We start from the raw sequence: 19,510 nt of genomic DNA, 5'->3' as shown, positions 1-19,510 counted from the left end.
CCTTGGCGAAGCCGGCCCCGGCAATGTGGCTCTTGCATCGTCTTCCGGGGATTTGCGGCGCTTCATTCCCTGCACGAGTGCGCTCCTTGGACGTAGGGTGAAGAAATGAATAGCTTCGAGGGAGACACCGCCGAACAGGGTGCCGGACCCGAGCGGGAACGGTTCCTGCAGCCAGTGGCTGACGGACAGCGCGTAACTGTGATGCTTGCCGCTTTTGAAGGGTGGAACGACGCCGGAGAAGCGGCCAGCGATTCGCTGCGTTACCTGAATAAGCTGTGGGGCGGCAAGAAGGTCGCGTCCATTGACGCCGATGAGTACTACGACTTCCAGTTCACGCGTCCCACGGTCCGGCGGAACGCTGCCGGGGAGCGCAAGATCAAATGGCCCTCCACCCGGATCTACAAGGCCAGTGCGCCAAACTCCAATGTGGACGTCATCTTCGTGCAGGGCACGGAGCCGTCCTATAAATGGCGCGCGTACACCGCGGAACTCCTGGTCCATGCCGAGGCGCTGAACGTCGATTACGTGGTGTTGGTGGGGGCCCTCCTTGCGGACGTTCCGCACAGCCGTCCCATTCCGGTAAGCACGTCCTCCGATGATGCCCAGCTGCGGGAGCGGATGAACCTGGAGGCCTCACAGTACGAAGGTCCTGTGGGGATCGTGGGCGTGCTTTCCGAAGTGGCGCTGCTGGCAGGGATTCCCACGGTCTCGCTGTGGGCGGCTGTTCCGCACTACGTTGCGCAGGCCCCCTCCCCCAAGGCCCAGCTGGCCCTCCTGCACCGGATTGAAGAGTTGCTGCAGGTGCCGCTGGATACGCATGAACTGGCAGAGGAAGCGGACGCGTGGGAGCGCGGTGTGGATGAACTGGCCACCGAGGATCCGGAGATCGCCGCGTACGTCCGGCAGCTGGAAGAGGCCAAGGACACCGCCGACCTGCCGGAAGCCAGCGGCGAGTCGATTGCCCGCGAATTCGAGCGGTACCTTAAGCGGCGGGGCCAGGACCGGCCCTGACGCTTAGAGTCGGATCCCCAGCAGGGCGTCCACTGCGTTCCGCACGAGTTCCTGGTCCGGTGGACTGGCCGGACCGCCGTCGGAATTTGCCTCGCGCGCCCAGCGCGAGATGGCGGCCACCGCAGCAGGGGCGTTAAGGTCTGCGGCAAGAGCCTCACGCATCCCGCCCAGCAAGGCGGCGCCGGACCCGGCCGGGGCGTGGCCAAGTGCCTGCCGCCAAGCCGCCAGGTCTGCCTTTGCTGCCGCGAAGCCTTCCTCCGTCCATGACCAGTCCAAGCGGTAGTGGTGGGCGAGGATGGCCAGGCGGATGGCCGCAGGGTCCTCCCCTGCCGCCCGCAGCTTTGAGACCAGCACCAGGTTTCCCTTGGACTTGCTCATCTTCTCGCCGTCCAGCCCCACCATGCCCGCGTGGGCGTAGTGCTTGGCCAGCGGCACCCCGGCCAGGGAGAAGGCATGCCCGGCTCCCATCTCGTGGTGCGGGAAGATGAGGTCGGAGCCGCCGCCCTGCACCGTGAACGGCGAGGGCAGGTACTTCTGGGCGATGACGGTGCATTCGATGTGCCAGCCTGGCCGGCCGGCACCCAGGCTTCCGCCGGGCCAGCTGGGTTCACCTTCGCGGGCAACCCGCCACAGCAGGGGGTCCAGTGCCTGCCGCTTGCCGGCGCGTCCGGGGTCGCCGCCGCGCTCGGCGAACAGCTCCAGCATCTGGGCCTCGGCGAGGTGGGAAATGGAGCCCAGGGTCCAGGCGCCGGGAGCGGTCGACTGCTTCCCGGCCGCCTCGACGTCGTAATAGACGTCTCCGTCGGGCTCGCCGTTGGCACCCGGTACCGTGTACGCCAAGCCCATGCTGACCAGCCGCTCGACCTCGGGAACGATCAGTCCGATTGATTCGACAGCACCCACGTAGTGGTCCGGTGCCAGGACGTTCAGCGCTTCCATGTCCGTCTGGAAAAGCTCCACCTGTTCCGCCGCGAGCTCACGCCAGTCGACGCCCGTGGCCGTGGCGCGCTCCAGGAGGGGATCGTCAACGTCGGTGACGTTCTGGACGTAGGACACCTCGCCGCCGGCGTCCCGCCACGCACGGTTAAGAAGGTCGAACGCCACGTAGCTGGCTGCGTGCCCCATGTGGGTGGCGTCGTAGGGAGTGATGCCGCAGACGTACATGGACGGCCTTGCTTCGGACTCCAGCGCCACCTCGCGGCCTGCGGCGGTATCGAACAGCCGAAGGGCGGGCATGTTTCCGGGCAGGTCAGGTACGGGGCGGGTCGTCCAGGATTTCACAGACCAAGCCTAGTCCTAGGCGCTGATGACGCCGAAACCGAGCAGGAGGTACAAGGCAAGGCCCAGGAAGATGCGGTACCAGACGAAGAGCCGGTAGCTCCTGGTGGACACGAACTTCAGGAACCAGCCGATGATGACGTAGCCCACCACCAGTGCGATCACGGTGGCCAGCGCCGTTTCCGGCAACCCGAACGGGCCGGTGATGCCTTCTTTGGTCACCACTTTGTAGAGCTGGTAGAGCCCGCTGCCGAAAACGGCGGGAATGGCCAGCAGGAAAGAGTACCGGGCGGCGGCCTCGCGTGTGTAGCCCATCAGCAGGCCCGCGGTGATGGTGCCGCCGGAGCGGGAAACGCCCGGAATCAGCGCCATGGCCTGCGCCAGGCCATAGAGGATGCCGTGCTTGTAGGTCAGCCGGCTGAGGTCACGCTCCTGCGAGCCCACCGCGTCTGCCACGGCGAGGACGAGGCCGAAAACGATCAGCATGGTGGCAACGAGCCACATGCTGCGGAGGACTGATTCGATCTGGTCCTGGAAAAGCAGCCCCAGGACGATGATGGGGAGGCTGCCGAGGATGACCAGCCACCCCATGCGGGCGTTGGGATCCTGCCGCGACACTTTCCCCGTCAGCGATCCGGCCCATGCCTTCACGATCCGGACGATGTCCCGCCAAAAGAAGATCAGCACTGCGGTCTCGGTGCCGAGCTGGGTGATGGCCGTGAATGCGGCTCCAGGGTCCTCGGCGTTGGGGAGGAACTCTCCCACGATCCGCAGGTGTGCGCTTGATGAAATAGGTAGAAATTCGGTCAGTCCCTGCACTAGGCCCAGCAGGGCCGCTTCAAACCAGTTCACGCTAAGACCCTACGGCATGGCAGCGGTCGTTCTGCCCGTAAGCTAGCTGCTATGCAGCAGCGCTACGTCGGCAACAGTGGATTGCGAGTCTCGGCCCTCTCCCTGGGCACCCGGTCCTGGGGCGGAGAAACCGACGAACAGGACGCCTCCGAACTGCTGCGTACCTTCCTTGATGCCGGCGGGCGCCACGTGGACACTTCCGCGTCCTATGCGGGCGGCGGTTCTGAGGCTGTCATCGGGTCTCTCCTGGGTGACGTGGTGTCCCGGACGGAGGTTTCCATCTCCACCAAGGCGGGAATGACGACGCCGGACGGCCGGCGGGCGGTGGACGCGTCGCGTAATGCGATGCTCACCGGCCTGGACGCGAGCCTGGCGCGGCTGGGCACGGACTATGTTGATGTGTGGTTCGCGGAGGCCTGGGACGCCAATGTGCCGCTGGAGGAAACGTTGTCCGCACTGGAGTTTGCCGTCCGGACCGGGCGCGCGCGCTACGCCGGCATCTCCAATTTCAGGGGCTGGCAGGCGGCCAAGGCAGCGGCCGTCAGCAGCCTGCCGCTGGTGGCAGCCCAGACGGAATACTCATTCCTTGAACGCCGTGCGGAGGCCGAACTGATTCCGGCCCTTGAGGACGCCGGCCTGGGCCTGATGGCCTGGGGCCCGCTTGGCCGCGGGGTCCTTACCGGGAAATACCGTGGCGGCATTCCCGCCGGCTCCCGCGGCGCTTCCGGAACTGAGGCAGCGTATGTTGAGGAATATCTTGGCGAGAAGCCTTCCCGCATTGTGGACGCCGTCTGCATGGCGGCCAACGGCCTGGGCCGCACCCCGCAGGACGTCGCGCTGGCCTGGCTGCTGTCGCAGCACAATGTCGCTACCGCGATTGTGGGCCCGCGCACGCCCGTGCAGTTGAAGGAACTGCTGGATGCGCAGCTGACGCCGCTGCCGCCCCAGATAGCCCGCGCCCTGGAGGATGTTTCGGCCCCCTGCTAGGCCTTCCGAGGCTGGCGCTTACCGCTATTCTTCGACGATCTCGAGGTCCTCGTCCTCGTCCACGTCGGCTTCCTCGTCCTCTTCGTCTTCGTCGTCAAAGACCTGCAACGGGGTCACTTCGTTGTAGGCCTCGTAGAGTGCGTCTTCGTAGACTTCAAAGGCGTCGGCGACGGCGAAAAAAGCCGACTCGACTGAGGGGTCACCGTCACCGCGGCGGTTCGATGCTGCTATAAGGTGTTCTTCCAAAGCGGTGGTCAGGGACGAAAGCGCGACACGCGGATCGATGCTCATGACTTCACGTTAGCCGGAAAAGGACGAAAATGGAGAGCAAATGAAGGAACAATTTCTCACCAGCTCGGTCCAGCGGGAACGGGACTACGCCAGGCAGTACGAGTACCTCGTACTGACCGTGAGCGCCGATGATTCCCTGCCTGAAGCGCGCCGCCGCCTGGTGGAACACTCCGAATACGGCAAGTGGGAGCTTGAACGCAGCAAGCTTTACGTTGGGGGCGGGCGGCGCTTCTGGCTCCGCCGCCGGGTGCTGCAGGTTCAGCGGACCGTCTAGGCACCAAGCATTTCAGCGGACCGCCTAGTCTTCCAGCGGCCCGAGCCAGGCGTTGGCCACAGTGTTGTGGGCTGATTCGTCGTCGGACGGGTGGAACATCCCGGCGAGCACGTCCCGGTACAGCCGCTCAAGTTCCGACCCCCGAAAGTAGCTCGAACCCCCGCTGACGCGGATGGCCAGGTCCACCACGCGACGAGCCGTCTCCGTCGCGTTCACCTTCAGGCCCACCAACTTCGGGAACCATTGCGCCCCGTGATCCGCCAGGGCGTCGACGTCGGCGGCCACGGTCTTCAGCTGCGGGTACAGGTTATCCATGGCCATGGCGGCCTCTGCCACCTTCCAGCGGATGTCCGGATCCTGCGCGTAGCTTCGTCCGCCGTTCTTGAAGGAGGTGCGGCGTTTTACCGTCTCCACTCCTACGGCCAGTGCGCGTTCGCCCAGGCCTGTGTAGACGGCGGCGAGCAGGGTTTCGAAGCAGGCGAAGATCGCGAAGACCAGCGGGTCCGGATGTGGCCCGACGGCGAGCTTGCGGAAAATCCTGTCAGCCGGCACGTGTACGCCGTCCAGGACGGTGGTGGCGGACTGGCTGGCGCGCATCCCCAGGGTGTCCCAGTCGTCGAGGATGCGGTACCCGGGGGTCTGGCGGGTGATGAAGCCGTGGACCAGTTCCCCGGCGCCGTTCCGCGCGTGCTGGTCCTTGCCGAAGATCCCCAGCCGTGTCCACGCCGGGGAAAGGCTGGTGAAGATCTTCGTCCCGGTGAACGTGTATCCGCCGTCCGCATCACGTTCGGCAAACGTCCGGGAGTCGAAGAGGACCGCGTCATTGCCCGCCTCGGAGTTGCCGAACGCGAACACCTCGCCCTGCGCGGCCTCCTGGAGGACGAAGTCCAGGGAGTCGTCGCCCCGGGCTGCCAGGACGTGCGCGACGCCGGTCCAGACGAGGTGCATGTTGACGGCCAGGGCGGTGGCCGGCGCCGCCGTTGCCAGCCTTCGCTGGCACTGCGCCGCCGCTTCAAGCCCGAAGCCCGGGCCGCCGTCGGACGCTGGAACGAAAAGCTTCAGGTACCCGGCGGCGGCAAGCTCCTGCAGGTCCTCGTGGAAGAACGCGTTGTCGCGGTCATAACCCGCGGCGCGGCTGCGGATCCGCTCCAGGAGGGTGTCGGGCAGGAGCTGCTCTGGGGTCGTCACCAGGGACTCAGTAGTTGGTCAGCAGGGTGTCGAGCACCCTGGCGCCGAACTTGAGGGAGTCGGCGGGGACCCGTTCGTCGACGCCGTGGAACATGCCGGTGAAGTCCAGCTCGTCCGGAAGCATTAGCGGCGCGAAGCCGTAGCCGGTGATTCCGAGGCGGCTCAGCGATTTGTTGTCCGTACCGCCGGAGAGGGTGTAGGGCAGGACCTTCGCACCGGGGTCCTCCTTGTGCAGGGCATCGATCATGGAGTCCACGAGGTTGCCGGCGAAGGGGACCTCAAGGGAGACGTCATTGTGGACGTAGCTGACGTCGACGCCGTTGCCTGCAAGCTCGCGGACGATTTCGAGGACCTGCTGTTCCTGGCCCGGCAGGGTCCGGCAGTCCACCAGCGCCTCCGCCGACTCCGGGATGACGTTGTGCTTGTAGCCGCCCTTGAGGAGTGTCGGATTGGTGGTGTTCTGCAAGGTGGCTCCGACGAAGCGCGCCACCGTCCCAAGCTGGTTGAGGAGGAGGTCCGGGTTGTCGGCGTCGAACTCCACCCCGGTGAGTTCGGTCACGCCATCCAGGAACTGGCGGGTGGTGGGCGTGAGTTCGATGGGCCACTTGTACTCGCCGATGCGTGTCACGGCGCCGGCGAGCCGGGTGACCGCGTTGTCGGTATTGATCTGGGACCCGTGGCCCGCCCGGCCGTGGGCCACGAGGCGGAGCCAGGAGATGCCCTTCTCGGCGGTCTGCAGGAGGTACGTGCGCTGGCCGCCGATGGTGGCGGAGAAGCCGCCCACTTCGGAGATGGCCTCGGTGGCGCCCTCGAACAGTTCGGGTCGGTTGTCCACGGCGTACCGCGCGCCGTAGACGCCGCCGGCTTCCTCGTCGGCGAAGAACGCGAAGATGATGTCGCGTTTAGGCTTCCTGCCTTCCCGTGCGAAGCCCCGCAGGACCGAGAGGATCATGGCATCCATGTCCTTCATGTCGACGGCGCCGCGGCCCCAGATGAGCCCGTCCTTCAGTTCGGCGCCGAACGGGTCGACCGACCACTGGTCGCGAAGGGCCGGAACGACGTCCAAGTGGCCGTGCACTACGAGGGCGCTGGCGGACGGGTCCTCGCCGGCCATGCGGGTAACCACGTTGGCCCGGCCGGGGGCGGACTCGAAGATCTCGGCGTCAAGGCCCACCTCTTCGATCAGCCCGGCGGCGTACTCGGCGGCAGCCCGCTCCCCCGGTCCGGATCCGTCACCGTAGTTGGAGGTGTCGATCCGGATGAGTTCCTGGCAGATCCGGACTACTTCATCCTCGGGCAGGACGTCAGGCATGTGAAGGCTCCTCGCTTGGGACCGGGTGGAAAACGGGCTGAACCGCTGCCCTCAGCCTACCGAGTTGGGCCGATTCGTTGTTCACGAAAAGTCGTGTTAGAGTTTTTCTCGCTGCTTCGGAGAGGCGCGAAACACTGAAAGGTGTGAACGGCTCCCGAATACCACCTGCGCGGGTGGCGGAATGGCAGACGCGCTAGCTTGAGGTGCTAGTCCTCGAAAGGGGGTGGGGGTTCAAGTCCCCCTCCGCGCACAAGAAAAAACCCCGGGAAACCGGGGTTTTTTTGTGTCTCCAACCACGCGTGAACGTTTTCCCACCACGCGAACCCGGACGGCCGGCAAAGAAGGGCGCGCTCAGCGAACGGGCAGCGCCTTTTTTGCGTACTGGTGCTGCGGAGTTGCTCCACCACCTTGCACCAGTATGGTCCTAGGCTTTCGCCATGCATCCCTTTATGGCGATCGGCCTGGTGCTCCTTGCCGGACTGGCCTGGCTGGGCACCATCCTGACTTTGCTGGTTGCCGTGGCCAAAGCCCGGCGCCGGACACCGGATGACATCGGTCGCACCGAGCCCAAAGGTGAAACGTTGGTGCGGTGACCCGGCAGAAGCGCGATGCTCCGTGTCCGGAGCGGGTGGTGATGTACGGCGAGCGGCAGGGCAATACGATGGGCCTCATCATTGGTACGGACCCGGTGGCGGTGAGGTAAGCACATGGGCATGCGCGAATACTCGATATGGATTAAGGCCCGGCCGGCGGTTGTCTGGAGCGTGTACTCGGGCCGATGGCACCCTGCTGCGCCTGTGGGCCGTGACGCACTGGCCCCGTGGGCTGGGCCTGCTTGGCAAGCTGGTCGAGCTCGCCATCCTCAGCAGATCAGAAGCAGGCAAAGAGCTCGCAAACCTGAAGGTCCTGGTCGAACGAGCGACCCGAAGCGGCTAAGACGGTTTGGTGTACTGGTCCGGCCACCTTGGTGGCACGCGGGCCAGGCTACTTTTTGTGCCGTGTGGATCGAGGAAGGGGTCGCCCCACAGCCATCGCGATTGTGTCTGCGGCGTTGCCACGGCCGGGGACAGCGATAGGTTGGTGCGGTACGCCAGGCCGAATCGGGACATTGGAGCAGAAGTGAAAGCGATCGTGTACGCAGAGACAGGTCCTTCGTCGGTACTGCAGTTGCAGGACAAGCCGCTCGCCAGCCCCGGGGACGGCGAAGTCCGGGTCCGGCTGGTGGTGTCCGGGGTGAATCCCACTGACTGGAAATCCCGGGCCGGAAGCGGGAGCAAAAAGCTTGACGCACCCAAGGTCCCCAACCAGGACGGGGCCGGCGTGATCGACGAAGTAGGCCCCGGAGTGAGTGGCTTCAGCGCCGGTGACCGCGTCTGGCTCTGGGATGTTGCGTGGGGCAGCCAGGAAGGCACAGCCCAGGAGTACGTCGTCGTCCCGGCCCATAAAGCCGTGGCACTTCCCGACACTGAGTCCTTCGACACCGGCGCCTCCCTGGGGATACCGGCGCTAACGGCGCACCGCGCACTGACGTCCAACGAGGACGGTCCGTCCAGGCTGTCCCCGGGAGCCCTGACAGGCCGGACGGTGCTGGTCACCGGAGGCGCAGGCGCCGTAGGGCACGCCGCCATCCAGCTCGCCCGCTGGGCCGGCGCAACAGTCATCACGACTGTCAGCGGTGACCGGAAGGGTGAACTCGCCCGCCGCGCCGGCGCGGCAATGGTGATCAACTACAGGACGGACGACGTCGTTGCCTCAGTCCGCGCGGAAGCTACGGAGGGTGTTGACATCATCGTGGACGTCAACGCCCCGGCGAACATCGCCGCCGACCTGCAGGTACTCAAACCCGGCGGGACCATCTCCATCTACGCCGCCAGTCCCGGGGAATCACTGAATGTGCCGATCCGCGAAAGCATGACAAAGAATGTCCGGTACCAGTTCATCCTGACCTACACCGTCACGGACGAGCAGAAACAGCACGCAGTGGCCGCCGTGGCGGACGCCCTGGCGGCGGGCGCGCTCCGCGCCGGGGAGGAACATGGACTGCCGGTGACCCGCTTTCCGCTGGAGTCGACCGCTGCGGCCCATGACGCCGTCGAACAGGGCACGATCGGAAAGGTGCTCATCGACATCGCAACCCCCTAAGGGGCGCCCGCCGACATGAGGGCGCTGTCCGGCGCATACTGGAGCGGTGACTGACTCCGATGATTTCCTGGCTTGGATACGGACTGCGTTGTACGACGCCGAACTGGCTCTCCACAACGGGGACGCCGGACCACGCCGTGCCCTCTGGTCCCGCAACGAACCCGTCAGTGTCCTGGGCGCGTGGCGAAATGCCTTCGGGCAAAGGGAACTGGACGCCTTGTTCACCAGCCTTGCGCAACAATTTTCGGATTGCACGTCATACGAGTTTGAACTGTTGGCTTACGACGTCCAAGGCGACATGGCCTACACCGCCGGTTTGGAACATACATCGGCTTCCGTCGACGGCGTGCCCCGCAATTACGTCCTGCGGGCCACGCAGGTCTATCGCCGGGAAGACGGCCGGTGGAAGGTGGCGCACCGCCACGGCGACACAGTCGGCGAGTGAGCGCGCCCTCCGGCCAGCGCCTTATCGGATTTACCGCGCCAGCCGGTCCCGTGCCGCATGCTCGACCAGGACAGGTACGAACGCTCGAACCCTCCCCGTGTCCAGCAGTCTGTGCTCCTGCTGGACGACGTCCTCGATCTGTTCCCTGGTTAAGCCGGGAAACTTGGCCGACAACCGGTCCACCACTTCCGCCAACGCCCGCAACTCTTCACTCACGCCCATCGAAAAAGTGTCAGCCCACGGGCGGACGCGGTCAAGACTTGACTGTGCAGTCGGGGCAGGTAAGAAGGGGTACGCCGTCAGTGAGGGTGCAGTCTTCGGGTCCGGGAGTGCCGGTTCCGACCCTGCGGGCGGGTCCCAGCGGCCACCGGCCGGTATTCGATCCGCCGCGCGTCCCGGATGTCCCGCCGTTCCTGCCGCCGCGCTTTTCGCTCCGGCCGGTCAATGGCGGACAAAATCGTCAACGTTACTGCCATCCACAGGAACGCCGTCACAAACACCAAGGCAATTGCCATCTCAGTGCCCATACCACATTCTAGGCCTCGGCGGCGCCCTGCAACCCCCGGCAGAACCACATTCAGGATGCGCTGGCCCACATTCCTAAAGGAGCCCCAGCCCGCTGACTGCTGCCATGACGTCCTGCACCTGGACACCCAGCAGGGCCGGATCTGGCTGGGCGGCGAACGTGTCACCACGCCGTAGTTCAGCCCGGGTGAGCACGATGTGGGGTCCCGGCGGCGGACCCCAGATTTCCGGTGGGGCGGGGCCAAAGAGCACCACAGACGGTGTGCCGTAGGCGGATGCCAGGTGAGCGGCGCCGGTATCAGCGGAGATCACCAAGCGGGCGGAGGCAATCGTGGCTGCGAATTCGCCCAGCCCCAGCACTCCGGCCAGTACCGCATCCGACGGCAGTCCAGCGAGGCGGCAGACCTCTTCAGCCCTGGCCTTCTCGGAATGGCCGCCAGTGAAGACCACCTGATGCCCTGCTTCTGCGAGCGCTGCGGCTACTGCGGCGAATCGCTCTGCGGGCCACAGCCTGCTGCCGTAGGCCGCGCCCACGTGGAGGACTGTCGCGCCGGGCACGGGACTTGAAACATGGGGCTTGTCCAAATGGACGTCCAGCGGATCGGCTTCCACCCCATGCCATTCCACGAGCCGGACCCACCGTTCGCGTTCATGCAGTTCCGGCCGCCACGGCGGCCCTTCACGATGCAGGCTTCGGTGTCCAATCACCTGGCGTGCCTTCAGCGCTTCGATACGCCCCTGGCTCTCCGGTCCGCTGCCATGAAGGTTGACGGCAACATCCACCACGCCCGGCTCCATCGCCAACGGTTCATCAAGGCCGTGGGTGGGCAGCAACTCGTAGCCGCCCACCAGCCCGAGTGCTTCGGACAGCCAGCCCTGCGCCGCGTACCGCAGCCGGTGCCCGGGAAAGGCGCGGCGGATACCCTTCAACGCCGGCACGGCAACCAACAGGTCTCCCAGCTTCAAGGCACGAAGCACCAGAAGCTCGGGCTTGCCGTCAGGCAGGAAGCCATCGGCAGCCTCCTGTGCAGTTCCCCCGCCGTTCATGCCTTCCCCGTTGCGGACCCGGTGGCCGTCAGGCTGCGCACGTCCTCATAAACGTCCTGAACCCCGATGGTTCCCACCACTGATTCATCGTGGGAGCAGCGCGGAGCTGTCCACCCGACCTGGGTCACGTCAATGCCGCACGTAGGGCAGGCCGTCACCCAGGAAGCGTGGATGCGGTGCAGACTCCTGCCGAGCGCTCCGGCATTAATGACGTTGCCCACCCAGAAGATTCCGACCGTGGGAACACCCAAGGCCTGTGCCAGGTGCCGGGGACCGCTGTCATTCGCCACGACGGCATCGGCCCTGGCAAGCAGCGCCACGAGGCCTGTCATGTCGAGGGCGCCGGCAACCGAGGACACCGCGGACGAGGACGCAAGTCCGCTGATCCGTTCGGCCAGTTCCTGTTCGCTGCCGTCCCCGACGATCACTACCCGTGAACCGTCCGCAGCGCATGCGCCCGCGAGCTCGGCGAACTTCTCTGCCGGCCACCGGCGCCGTGGGTCGGTGGCCCCTGAGTGAAGCACCACAAGGGGCCGCCCGTCGTCGTCCCCTCTGTCCTGCAAGGCTCCCCGGTACGCGGGGGCCAGCCGCGCTTCCAGGTCAACGGGGAAGGCGCCGGCGAAGCCGGCTACCTCAAGGGCCCTCAAGGGCTCGTGCTGGTAATAGAGGTATGGAATTGTCCGTTCCAGGCTTGCGGCATCGGCAGTCCGGGTGCCCACCGTATGGCGTGCGCCCAGCCGCGACAGGAACGGGTTTGAGTAGCGGCCGCCACCGTGCAGCTGGACCGCGAGGTCAAATTTGCGTCCCCGCATGTCGGCAAAGAACTCCTCGAGCTCCTCCGCGTCCTCCTCCCCCGGACGCACACCCTCGGCGAATGGCAACACCCGCACCTCATCCACCGGACTCGTGACGGCGTCCAGCAACGCCTGGTGGATGGGAGTGCCCAGAAGGGTGAGCTCCGCCCCGGGATAGGCCGCTTTAAGCGCCGCCATGGCCGGAATGGCGAAGATCAGGTCACCCAGCCCACCGCCGCGCAGAACGGCGATCCTGGACACGTCCGGAAATTTCTCCAGAACCGGACCAACGCCCATGCCAACCTGTGCGGCCCCACCGAACTCCGCCGTGAGTTGCTCCATGTACGGACCCCTCCCTAGTCGTTGGGAACGGCCTGCGCCGCCCCTTCGTTGCCCATGCAGCCGGAACGCGGTCTCAAACCTGTTGGCTGCTTGCTGATCCTTTACCCAACAGGCGGCGGATCTACGCCCCCTGTTGGGGAATATGGGGTTGATGCTGTACGTTTCATACCCGAAAGCGAACCAAAGAAAAGAGAAGCACCTAAAGTGGCAACCGATTACGATGAACTGCGCTCCGACGTCAAGGAATCGCAGGACAACTCCCTCGAGCAGCTCCAGTCAGCCAATGCTCCCGACGCACGCAGCGTTGTGTTGGAGCTTGACGAAGCTGACGGACTGGACAGCGCCGGGGTCCCTGGCGGTGAGTTCGTCGCCGAGGAACTCGTGGTCCAGGTCATTCCGCAGGCCGAAGACGAGTTCACCTGCTACTCCTGCTTCCTGGTGCGGCACCGGTCACAGATCGCCCGCCAGAAGGACGGCCACAGCTACTGCACCGAGTGCGAAGGCTAAGCAACACGCTTCCGCAATTCCATCCGTAGGCACGCCCTGGCGTGCCTTTCGGCTTTAAGGCCCCGCCCAGCGCGTACCTGGCGTGGGCAGGAAATTTACGACGACGAGCGGCCGCAGGGAGGCAGCGTTGACCAGCCCCGACAGATTCTGGGACACCTTCACGGGCGCTTTCCTGCAGGCACCCGTGCCGCACATCACGTGGACCGAGATGCTCCTGACACTTGCGGCAGCGATCGCGCTGTCCATCCCCCGGCGTTCATGGCGCTACTTCGGCCTCCTGGCCACGGCCACCCATGAGCTGGGACACGCCTTCGCCGCAGTGTCTACCGGCCAGCGGCTTTCAGGCATCCGGCTTCGGCTGGACCACTCCGGGACCACCACAACCTACAGCCGCAGCCGGCTGGCAACGGCCTGGTCCTGCTTTTGGGGATATCCGGTACCCGCGATCGTTGGCGCGGCCTTCGTTTGGGCGGGCACCAGTGGCTGGGGTCCGGCCGCCCTGGCGGCCAGCACGCTGGCGCTGGCTGCGTCACTGCTGTTCCTGCGTAATGCCGCCGCTTTCCTGATCACAGGTGCCGCCATCGCCGGAATTGCGGCCCTCATCGTCCTGGTGCCTGCCGCTTTCGCGGGCCATGTGGCGGTCTGCCTCGGCCTTGCGCTGCTCGTCGCCGCCGTCCGGGACCTCCTGAAGCTGGCGAACGTACATGTGCGTCGCCGTGAGCACCTGGGACGTTCCGATGCCTACCTGCTGTACCGCGCCACCGCCGTTCCGTCCGCAATGTGGATCGTTGTGTTCGCCGTCCTGGTGGCCGGCGCGTGGCTTGCGGCGTGGCAGCCTGTCTCAACCATCCTGCTCAAAGGCGCATAGTCTGGTGCCATGAGCCAGGAAACAGACAGCACCCAGACCGCAGCCCGGCACAGCACCCGCGGAGCCTACGTGACCGGCGGCGCGGAGTTCACCCGCGACACCAACTACATCGAGGACCGCATCACGAAGGATGGTGCTCCCGGCAGCAACGGCGAACCCGGCTGGCCGGTGGAACCCGGCCGCTACCGGCTGATCGCGGCCAGGGCATGCCCCTGGGCGAACAGGACGGTCATTGTCCGCAGGCTTTTGGGGCTGGAGGATGCCATTTCCCTGGGACAGCCCGGGCCCACCCACGACGCCCGCTCCTGGACCTTCGACCTCGACCCCGGCCGGGTGGATCCGGTCCTGGGGATCGAACGCCTGCAGGAGGCGTACTTCAAGAGGTTCCCCGGCTACCCCCGCGGCATCACGGTCCCGGCCATCGTCGAGATTTCCACGGGCCAGGTTGTGACCAACAACTTTCCCCAGATCACCCTGGACTTCTCGACCGAATGGACCGAATTCCACCGGCCGGGCGCACCGGAGCTCTACCCGGCCCACCTCCGCGGGGAAATCGACCAGGTCAATAAGCGCGTCTTCACCGAGGTCAACAACGGGGTGTACCGCTGTGGCTTCGCCGGGTCCCAGGAGGCGTACGACTCGGCGTACGACAGGCTGTGGACTGCGCTGGACTGGCTTGAGGACCGCCTCTCCCGCCAGCGGTACCTCGTTGGGGACACCATCACCGAGGCCGACGTCCGGCTGTTCACCACCCTGGCCAGGTTCGATCCCGTCTACCACGGACACTTCAAGTGCAACCGGCAGAAGCTGACAGAGATGCCGAATCTTTGGGGCTATGCGCGGGACCTGTTCCAGACGCCAGGTTTCGGGGACACCATCGACTTCGTGCAGATCAAGCAGCACTACTACATCGTGCACGAGGACATCAATCCCACCGGAATTGTTCCCGCCGGCCCGGACCTGGCCGGGTGGCTGGGGGACCATGGCCGGGATTCCCTTGGCGGACGGCCGTTTGGCGAGGGAACACCGCCGGGACCGGTCAAAGCGGGAGAGGAAGTCGCGGCCGGACACGGAGCGGCGCGCTAGACGGAAAACGCTTTCCTTCTAAACTGGGAGGATGCAGACTCCCCACGGCTTCGTTGCGCCCGGCTATGAGAACGTGCTGGCACTCTTCCAGTCCTTCCTGGCTTCCGACGCCCAGTACAGCGCCCAACTGTCCGCTTACCACAACGGCGCCGAGGTGGTCAGCCTGACCGGCGGCGCGGACATGCCGGCCGGTACCATTACCGGCGCATACTCCTGTTCCAAGGGCGTCGGCGCGATGGTCATCGCTTTGCTTGTCCAGGACGGTCTCCTCGACCTGGACAAGCGGGTGGCCTATTACTGGCCGGAATTCGCCGTCCACGGAAAGGACAGGCTGCTGGTCCGTGAGGCCCTGTCGCACCAGGCGGGCCTGATGGGTCCCGACGGCGGCTTCGCCCTTGAGGAGTTCACCACCCCCCGGGCGGCGGCCCGGCTTGCCGCTGCCGCCCCCTCCTGGGAACCTGGCAGGCAGTTCGGATACCACGCACTCACCATCGGCATCCTCATGGAGGAACTTTGCCGCCGCACGGCAGGCGAGGCACTGCAGGACCTCTACGACCAGCGAATCCGCCGGCCCGAGGGCGTGGACTTCTTCCTTGGCCTGCCGGAGGACCAGGAGCCGCGGTTCCTGGAGGTCCTGTACCAGGAAGAGCCGGAACAGCCGTGGGTGGACCCGCTGAGCCTTGAGGGTGTCAACAGCAACGCACCCGTCAGCACCATCATGGAGCTGCCCAATATCCGGGCGATCCGGGCGGCCGGCATGTCAGCTGCCGGCGGCGTGGGTTCGGCAGAGGGACTGGCCCGGCTTTATGCTGCAGCCGTGACAGGCGTTGGCGGGCGGCCGGCGTTCCTGTCGGCCTCGACCATTCAGGCGATGTCGCGCGAGCAGGTATGGGGCCTGGACCGGTCCTCGGGACTGGACAACGCGTTCGCCGTTGTCTTCATGAAACCCCATCCGTCGCGGAACTTCGGCAGCCACCGGGCGTTCGGCCACGAAGGAGCGAACGCCGCCCTCGGATTCGCCGACCCGGCCTACGGGATTGGCTTTGGGTACATACCGCGCAGGGCTGAAGAGGGCCGCACCCCAGGCAGGGCACACAGGCTGGCCGCCGAGGTGCGGCGGGCGGCCGCCGCCTTGTCCTAAGGCACCGCTGCCGCCTACTGTAATCCGGATGGGCGATACTCAAGCACGACCGGATGTACGGTGGGCTCGGGGGACCCAATTTCTCAAACAGGCAGTGGGAGGACTTTCAGCGGCCTTTGCGGCCCAACGGCTGCAGCTGGCAGGAAAAGCGGCCTTGGCTGCCGGGCTCGCGTTCATGATCGCACCGCTCATGCCGGGCGCGGCCTCGCATTATGCCTACTATGCGCCCCTGGGCGCACTCGTGGCGATGTACCACAACGTGGCGGGCTCTGTCCGCCAAGGCCTGCAGACCCTTGCCGGATTGGCGCTGGGCATTGGACTGGCCTTCATTTTGGTCAGCATCGCAGACCCCTCGCCCCTGACGGTGGCCATATTCATGGGTATTGGTGTACTGCTCGGCGGGCTGCCGCGCATAGGCTCAGGCAGTGATTGGATTCCGACGGCGGCCCTGCTGGTGTTGTTGGTTGGCGGCAAGAACCCGGACGACTTTTCCTTCGGGTACCTCGTGCAGATGGGGGCGGGCGTGGCCGTGGGCGTGGCGGTCAACTTCCTCATATTTCCCCCGCTGCATCTGAGCGCGGCGGCATCGAGCCTGGCCGAACTGCGCCTGGCCCTGGGGAAACAACTGACGGACATGGGCGCCGCACTCAAGGAAAACTGGCCCCCGGAGCACGAGGACTGGTCCCGCCGCTCCGATGAGCTGGCAGAGGCCGCCCGTTCCGTGCGGCACCTCGTCAAGGAGGCGGACGCCAGCCGCCGCGCCAATCCCCGCAGAAAGCTCCACCCCCGGGATGTGGACCAGGACTACCGCCACCTGCGGGAGCTGGAGCGGGTGACGTTCCACATCCAGGACATGACCGACGTGCTCTCCGATGTGATCTGGGTGGACGACGTCCCGTACGCCATCCCGCTGCAGGACAGCGAGCCACTGGCCGACGCCATCTCCGCCACCGGAGTACTGCTGTCTTCCTACCACGACACGGATGTGGACGTACCGAGGGACAGCTTCGACGCGGCAAAGGCGGCGGTGGAGGCCTGCATGGCCGCCACCGCCGACCGGGAGGCCGGCCAGGGGACGGTCCCCGCTTCCGAGTCGATACTCCTCAGCCTTCACCGGATCCTGCGGGCCCTGCAGCCGGCAACCTAGCTCACCGGCCGGCTGTGGGCCTCCTGGAGCGCTTCAACCGTCCCCTTGAAGTGGCGCCGCCCCGACCGCGGATTCCACGCAACGAAGGTGGAACGCCTCCAGGCACCCGATCCACCTTGCTCGGTGCTGATGTCCAGCGCAACGCGGCAGGGAAGGAACACGGGCGCTTCGAAATCCACTTCCCAGGCAAAGGAGTCCCCGCGGGCAGGGCCCACGTCTGCGAGCGCCCGGGAGGCCAGGTACATGCCATGAGCTATGGAACGTCGCATCCCCAGTGCCTTGGCGGAGAGCACGCTGAGGTGGATCGGGTTGAAGTCACCCGACACGGCGGCGTAGGCGCGGCCGGTATCCACGCCCAAATGCCACAGGGCGGTGGGATCAGGCGCGGTGAAGTCGGTTTTCGGTTCACCAGCGGCGGCTTTGTCGATTCCCGGCAGGAAAACTCCCTTGGCCAGGTAGGTGGAAACCCCCCGCCAGTGCACATGGCCGGTCCCTGCCGGGCCCACTTCCGCGACGACGTCCACCTGGGTGCCGGCCCGATGCCCGCGGAGGTTCTCCACCCAGGCACTGGCGTCCAGAAGATCCGTGAAGACCAGCGGCGAGCGCTGTTCGATGCTGTTCCGCAGGTGGATCATGCCCAGCAGGGGCAACGGAAAGTCGTCGCGGTTCAGCACGCTCATGGCCAGGGGAAAGGCGAGTGCGTGGATGAACCCGGCAGGCAGGACGTCACTGGCGGTCTCGCCGATCAGGTGCTGGTAGGCCGTGAGGTTTTCGACGTCGACCTTGACTCCCCTGACCTCGTGCCCCTCGGCCGGAAGGGTGGTGGTGTCGTGCGCGCCCAGAAGCCGCCGCCGTGCAGCCTGCGCGGCAGCATTGACATAGAGCTTGGACAAGGAGGGCATCTCGGGGAGGATCACCGTCTGCGGATGTGTCATGCCCCCACCAGGTTCTGCCCGCACACCCGCAGCACCTCTCCGTTGATCCCGCCGGCGGCGTCGCTGGCGAGGAACGCGATCGTTTCCGCAACGTCGGATGGCAGACCCCCCTGCTGCAGCGAGTTCAGGCGGCGGGCTACCTCCCGGACCGCAAAGGGAATGCGCGCTGTCATCTCGGTTTCAATGAAGCCTGGCGCGACTGCGTTGATGGTTCCGCCGCGGGCGGCCAGCAGCGGTGCGGTGGCGTGGACCATTCCCATCACTCCCCCTTTCGAGGCCGCGTAGTTGGTCTGTCCCCGGTTTCCGGCGATACCGCTGGTGGAAGCAACCGAGACGATGCGCGGGGAAGAGCGGAAGTAGTCAGATGCCAGGAGGGCCTCGTTGATCCGGAGCTGGGCCGCAATGTTGATGTTGATGACCGAACTCCATCGGGCCGGGTCCATATTTGCAAGCAGCTTATCCCGCGTAATCCCCGCATTGTGGACGACAATGTCCAGCCGGCCATGACGCTGCACTGCATGGTCGAGAATCCGCTGCCCGGCGTCGTCCGCACTGATGTCCAGCTGCAGGGCGGTGGCCCTCACCCCGTTGGCCACGGCCGCCAGCTGGTCACCCGCCGCGGGAATGTCCACGAGGATCAGAGTGGCGCCGTCACGGTACAGCGTGCGGGCAATCTGGGCGCCGATGCCGCGGGCCGCGCCGGTTACGACTGCCACTTTCCCGGCCAGTGGCTTTTCAGGGTCGGCGGGAAGTTCACCGTCGTCGCTGGAGACCGTGAGGAACTGTCCGTCCACAAATGCAGACCTGCCTGAGAGGAAGAACCTGATGGCACCCAGGGAGCTGGGACTGGTCGAGGGCAGGCCGTCCGCCAGGAGCACACCATTGCCCGTGGCTCCGGCGCGAAGCTCCTTTGCCAGGGACCGCAGGAAGCCGTCGACCCCCTGCCGTGCAGCAGCAGACGCAGGAGATGATGCTTCCGCCGCGGGGCGGGATACCGTGATGACGCGTCCGCCCGGCCGCAGGTCGCGCAGGGAGGCGGCCGCCGCCAGGACAGGCTTTTCGAGGTCTGCCGGGTGCTCCAGTTCGTCAAGCACCAGGATGATGGCTGCCAGCTTCTCGGCCGGGACGGGGTGCCGCCGGACGTCCAGGTTCCAGGACAGCAGTTCGGCCGCGAGCTTGTCCGCACCGGCCGTGTTTCCCTGTACCACGACCGGACCGGTGACCAACGGCTGGCTCGGCTCGTAGCGGCGAAGGGCCACGGGCTGCGGCAGCCCGAGCTTCTTTGCGATGCTCCGGCCGGGGCCGCGGCTGACCAGTTGGGTGTATGTATCCGTCATG

At 66.0% G+C, this 19,510-nt stretch carries 21 protein-coding genes and 1 tRNA gene; 12 read left to right on the top strand and 10 right to left on the bottom strand.

Annotated elements, in window-relative coordinates:
• The first annotated feature begins 105 nt into the window (after positions 1 to 105).
• Positions 106 to 1,011: a PAC2 family protein gene (locus AC3IMC_RS02165; RefSeq protein ID WP_221385049.1), complete on the top strand. Its 906-nt coding sequence runs from the start codon at positions 106 to 108 to the stop codon at positions 1,009 to 1,011.
• A gap of 3 nt (positions 1,012 to 1,014) precedes the next feature.
• On the opposite strand, the gene mshC is transcribed toward AC3IMC_RS02165, so the two are convergent.
• Positions 1,015 to 2,292 carry a cysteine--1-D-myo-inosityl 2-amino-2-deoxy-alpha-D-glucopyranoside ligase gene (mshC, locus tag AC3IMC_RS02160; protein WP_490916810.1) on the bottom strand — a complete coding sequence of 426 codons (1,278 nt, stop codon included), beginning with the start codon at positions 2,290 to 2,292 and terminating at the stop codon, positions 1,015 to 1,017.
• Between the two features lie 15 nt (positions 2,293 to 2,307).
• Positions 2,308 to 3,141 (bottom strand): undecaprenyl-diphosphate phosphatase, encoded by an 834-nt coding sequence (locus tag AC3IMC_RS02155; RefSeq protein WP_490916809.1) that lies wholly within the window; start codon positions 3,139 to 3,141, stop codon positions 2,308 to 2,310.
• 51 nt (positions 3,142 to 3,192) lie between these two features.
• On the opposite strand from AC3IMC_RS02155, the gene AC3IMC_RS02150 reads away from it, so the two are divergent.
• On the top strand, positions 3,193 to 4,128 hold the full coding sequence (locus AC3IMC_RS02150) for an aldo/keto reductase (protein WP_490916808.1): 936 nt from the start codon (positions 3,193 to 3,195) through the stop codon (positions 4,126 to 4,128).
• Positions 4,129 to 4,152: 24 nt separating this feature from the next.
• On the opposite strand, the gene AC3IMC_RS02145 is transcribed toward AC3IMC_RS02150, so the two are convergent.
• Positions 4,153 to 4,419, bottom strand: a complete 267-nt coding sequence (locus AC3IMC_RS02145) for a hypothetical protein (protein WP_056333876.1) — start codon at positions 4,417 to 4,419, stop codon at positions 4,153 to 4,155.
• A 40-nt stretch (positions 4,420 to 4,459) separates the two neighbouring features.
• Here AC3IMC_RS02145 and AC3IMC_RS02140 point away from each other — a divergent pair, with 40 nt between their 5' ends.
• The gene (locus AC3IMC_RS02140) at positions 4,460 to 4,693 is read left to right on the top strand and encodes a DUF5703 family protein (RefSeq protein ID WP_490916806.1); all 234 of its coding nucleotides are present in this window, start codon (positions 4,460 to 4,462) and stop codon (positions 4,691 to 4,693) included.
• 24 nt (positions 4,694 to 4,717) lie between these two features.
• On the opposite strand, the gene AC3IMC_RS02135 is transcribed toward AC3IMC_RS02140, so the two are convergent.
• Positions 4,718 to 5,881, bottom strand: a complete 1,164-nt coding sequence (locus AC3IMC_RS02135) for an acyl-CoA dehydrogenase family protein (protein WP_490916805.1) — start codon at positions 5,879 to 5,881, stop codon at positions 4,718 to 4,720.
• A 7-nt stretch (positions 5,882 to 5,888) separates the two neighbouring features.
• Positions 5,889 to 7,193, bottom strand: coding sequence for a M20/M25/M40 family metallo-hydrolase (locus AC3IMC_RS02130; RefSeq protein ID WP_490916804.1), 1,305 nt, complete (start codon positions 7,191 to 7,193; stop codon positions 5,889 to 5,891).
• A gap of 167 nt (positions 7,194 to 7,360) precedes the next feature.
• On the opposite strand from AC3IMC_RS02130, the gene AC3IMC_RS02125 reads away from it, so the two are divergent.
• From AC3IMC_RS02125 to AC3IMC_RS02110, 4 genes are all read left to right on the top strand, one after another.
• A tRNA-Leu gene (locus AC3IMC_RS02125) sits at positions 7,361 to 7,443 on the top strand.
• Between the two features lie 187 nt (positions 7,444 to 7,630).
• Positions 7,631 to 7,786 (top strand): hypothetical protein, encoded by a 156-nt coding sequence (locus tag AC3IMC_RS02120; protein ID WP_490916803.1) that lies wholly within the window; start codon positions 7,631 to 7,633, stop codon positions 7,784 to 7,786.
• Positions 7,787 to 8,312: 526 nt separating this feature from the next.
• The gene (locus AC3IMC_RS02115; RefSeq protein WP_490916802.1) at positions 8,313 to 9,335 is read left to right on the top strand and encodes an NADPH:quinone reductase; all 1,023 of its coding nucleotides are present in this window, start codon (positions 8,313 to 8,315) and stop codon (positions 9,333 to 9,335) included.
• Positions 9,336 to 9,381: 46 nt separating this feature from the next.
• Positions 9,382 to 9,780, top strand: coding sequence for a DUF4440 domain-containing protein (locus AC3IMC_RS02110; RefSeq protein ID WP_490916801.1), 399 nt, complete (start codon positions 9,382 to 9,384; stop codon positions 9,778 to 9,780).
• Positions 9,781 to 9,810: 30 nt separating this feature from the next.
• Here the strand turns inward: AC3IMC_RS02110 and AC3IMC_RS02105 are convergent, their stop codons facing one another.
• From AC3IMC_RS02105 to AC3IMC_RS02095, 3 genes are all read right to left on the bottom strand, one after another.
• Complete coding sequence (locus tag AC3IMC_RS02105) at positions 9,811 to 10,002, bottom strand: three-helix bundle dimerization domain-containing protein (RefSeq protein WP_490916800.1); 192 nt, start codon at positions 10,000 to 10,002, stop codon at positions 9,811 to 9,813.
• A 378-nt stretch (positions 10,003 to 10,380) separates the two neighbouring features.
• On the bottom strand, positions 10,381 to 11,352 hold the full coding sequence (locus AC3IMC_RS02100; protein WP_490916799.1) for a glycosyltransferase family 9 protein: 972 nt from the start codon (positions 11,350 to 11,352) through the stop codon (positions 10,381 to 10,383).
• Positions 11,349 to 12,488 (bottom strand): glycosyltransferase family 9 protein, encoded by a 1,140-nt coding sequence (locus tag AC3IMC_RS02095; protein ID WP_490916798.1) that lies wholly within the window; start codon positions 12,486 to 12,488, stop codon positions 11,349 to 11,351. The genes AC3IMC_RS02100 and AC3IMC_RS02095 overlap by 4 nt, the downstream gene beginning before the upstream one ends.
• A gap of 204 nt (positions 12,489 to 12,692) precedes the next feature.
• Here AC3IMC_RS02095 and AC3IMC_RS02090 point away from each other — a divergent pair, with 204 nt between their 5' ends.
• The 5 genes from AC3IMC_RS02090 to AC3IMC_RS02070 all read left to right on the top strand — a co-directional run bounded on the left by AC3IMC_RS02090 (position 12,693) and on the right by AC3IMC_RS02070 (position 17,237).
• Entirely contained in the window at positions 12,693 to 12,995 is a 303-nt protein-coding gene (locus tag AC3IMC_RS02090; RefSeq protein ID WP_221385062.1) for a DUF4193 domain-containing protein, read from the top strand.
• A gap of 127 nt (positions 12,996 to 13,122) precedes the next feature.
• Complete coding sequence (locus tag AC3IMC_RS02085; protein ID WP_490916797.1) at positions 13,123 to 13,863, top strand: M50 family metallopeptidase; 741 nt, start codon at positions 13,123 to 13,125, stop codon at positions 13,861 to 13,863.
• Between the two features lie 9 nt (positions 13,864 to 13,872).
• Positions 13,873 to 14,949 (top strand): glutathione S-transferase family protein, encoded by a 1,077-nt coding sequence (locus AC3IMC_RS02080; RefSeq protein ID WP_490916796.1) that lies wholly within the window; start codon positions 13,873 to 13,875, stop codon positions 14,947 to 14,949.
• Positions 14,950 to 14,980: 31 nt separating this feature from the next.
• Positions 14,981 to 16,090 carry a serine hydrolase domain-containing protein gene (locus AC3IMC_RS02075; protein ID WP_490916794.1) on the top strand — a complete coding sequence of 370 codons (1,110 nt, stop codon included), beginning with the start codon at positions 14,981 to 14,983 and terminating at the stop codon, positions 16,088 to 16,090.
• 94 nt (positions 16,091 to 16,184) lie between these two features.
• Positions 16,185 to 17,237, top strand: a complete 1,053-nt coding sequence (locus tag AC3IMC_RS02070; protein WP_490916793.1) for an FUSC family protein — start codon at positions 16,185 to 16,187, stop codon at positions 17,235 to 17,237.
• Here AC3IMC_RS02070 and AC3IMC_RS02065 read toward each other — a convergent pair.
• Positions 17,234 to 18,172: a MaoC family dehydratase gene (locus AC3IMC_RS02065; protein WP_490916792.1), complete on the bottom strand. Its 939-nt coding sequence runs from the start codon at positions 18,170 to 18,172 to the stop codon at positions 17,234 to 17,236. The genes AC3IMC_RS02070 and AC3IMC_RS02065 overlap by 4 nt on opposite strands.
• Complete coding sequence (locus AC3IMC_RS02060; protein WP_490916791.1) at positions 18,169 to 19,509, bottom strand: 3-oxoacyl-ACP reductase; 1,341 nt, start codon at positions 19,507 to 19,509, stop codon at positions 18,169 to 18,171. The genes AC3IMC_RS02065 and AC3IMC_RS02060 overlap by 4 nt, the downstream gene beginning before the upstream one ends.
• Between the last annotated feature and the right edge of the window lies 1 nt (position 19,510).

This window comes from Arthrobacter sp. E70 (assembly GCF_058266945.1).
Note: the sequence above shows the minus strand (reverse complement) of the source record. Positions and strands in the feature narration are given on the sequence as shown.